Raw genomic sequence first — 1,748 nt, forward strand, 5'->3', positions numbered from 1 at the left:
CCTCGAGCCAGTGAGCACCGCCCCGGGCCGCTTTTTCGGCGATAGAAATGGCCTGTTCAATGTCAGTAAGGTCAAGGGCAACCTGGAGTATCATCTCCTCGCCTCCGAAGGGTTTTCGGTTTAACCTAGCGTTGCTACTTTTTAAACTTTGGCTTCTCAGATTAACATAGAAATGTCTAAGGAATTCGCCAAGGTTTAAAAGGCTGGAGGGCAAACCGGAGCGGTGGAGTGAATGGTAACGTTCGTCCCATTCGGTGAGAAGCCAAACAGGGACGGTGTTGTCTACGTCCTCAACTTCCTCAAGAGGAACAAGCTCATAGACGACTACGTTATAGTCGAATCCAGCAGGGTTGAACTGCTTCCCGAGAGGCTACCTCTGGACAGGGCATACATCATTGGGGAGCATCTCGCAACCTACGGAATCGTCCAGAAGCTCAAACCCCCCTCTCTAATCAGCGTTGATGCACATACTGATTTAATGCACGACTACCTGGACCACGGCTCTTGGCTGGCCTACGCCCTTGAGGAGCGCTTTGTAAACCGGGCGGTTGTCATGGCTCCCGTCCTCATGATACCCACCACGGAGAGAACCCAGCTCTGGACGAGGCGCGTTAAGGTTTTCCCCGCTCTGCTGAGGAGTAGGAAGGTGCGCGGGAGATGGAGGGCCTACAAGAACCTCCAGACGAACGATCTGCTCGAGATACTCGATGAGGCCAAGAAGTACCTCGGGGAGGAGATATACCTTACCGTTGACCTTGACGTTTTGCGGCCCGAATACAAGATCGCCCGCTTCCAGCATGGGGAACTTACCCTCAATGAGCTGCTTGAACTTCTGGAAGGAATAAAGGAGAACTTTAAGATAACCGCCTTCGACATCGCGGAGATTTCCGACAGGATACGGCGCTCCCGCCTCGGAAAGAAGGCCTTCGTCGAGGTCTTCCAGCTGCTGATGGGGTGATCCGATGAAGAAGGGCCCGACGGAGTGGGAGATGCGGAACATCATAATGCCCCTCATGCTCTCCGGCGCGAAGATGCTCGACCGGCACTGCCCCAAGTGCGGTTCACCGCTCTTCGAGAAGGACGGAAGGGTCTTCTGCCCAGTGTGTGAGTACAGGGAGAAGCAGAGGAAGGCAGAGATGAAGGGCGTAGAGGAGAAGCTGACGGAGAAGCTCAACGAGCTGGCCAACTCCCTGCCAGATGACATCGACGAACTGGAGAAACACTTAAGGGCAATGGAGAAGATAATAGAACTGTTGGAGCGCTACAGAAAACTGGAGGGAGGAGAATGAAGAACGTGAAGGTGCTGGAGGCCCTTAACGACGGCCCGAAGACCATCGAGGAGATAGCCGAGAAAACGGGCATAAAGCCGATGGAGGTAAGGCGCTACCTGCTCCGCTTCCTCGAGCAGGGGAAGGTCGAGAGCTATCAGAAGGAAGGGAAGCTCTTCTGGAAGATCAAGGAGAAGAGCGAGGAGGAAGAGGAGTTCAAGTACGTCTGAACTCTTTTGGGGACTGCGTAACCGGTTTTTACCTCCAATTTTTGGTTCGTGTTGTTGCGATTTTGACAAGTAGAAATTCAAATAGTTTTTTATACACTCGATAGTACTCACGATGGTGATGACCTGTGGCAAAGTTCGCACTGTGGTGGGTTCGATGGAATGGTTCTGACTACGAGTCAAGGATGACTGTGGGGAGTAGAAAAGCCACCGTTGAAGACTTTAAGGAGAGGGGCTTTGATAGGGTTGTCGT

Annotated in this window: 3 protein-coding genes; all 3 read left to right on the top strand. The window is 52.8% G+C overall.

The features are described from left to right. Window positions 1–232: 232 nt before the first annotated feature. From MV985_RS07945 to MV985_RS07955, 3 genes are read left to right on the top strand one after another with little or no spacing between them, the layout of a single operon-like run. Entirely contained in the window at window positions 233–958 is a 726-nt protein-coding gene (locus MV985_RS07945; protein ID WP_297465075.1) for an arginase family protein, read from the top strand. Between the two features lie 4 nt (window positions 959–962). Then, a complete protein-coding gene (locus tag MV985_RS07950; protein ID WP_297465077.1) occupies window positions 963–1,289 on the top strand; it encodes an Sjogren's syndrome/scleroderma autoantigen 1 family protein in 327 nt (108 codons plus the stop codon). Further along, entirely contained in the window at window positions 1,286–1,498 is a 213-nt protein-coding gene (locus tag MV985_RS07955) for a helix-turn-helix domain-containing protein (protein ID WP_297465080.1), read from the top strand. The genes MV985_RS07950 and MV985_RS07955 overlap by 4 nt, the downstream gene beginning before the upstream one ends. The last annotated feature ends 250 nt before the right edge of the window (window positions 1,499–1,748 follow it).

This window comes from Thermococcus sp., assembly GCF_027012695.1.
GTDB lineage: Archaea > Methanobacteriota_B > Thermococci > Thermococcales > Thermococcaceae > Thermococcus.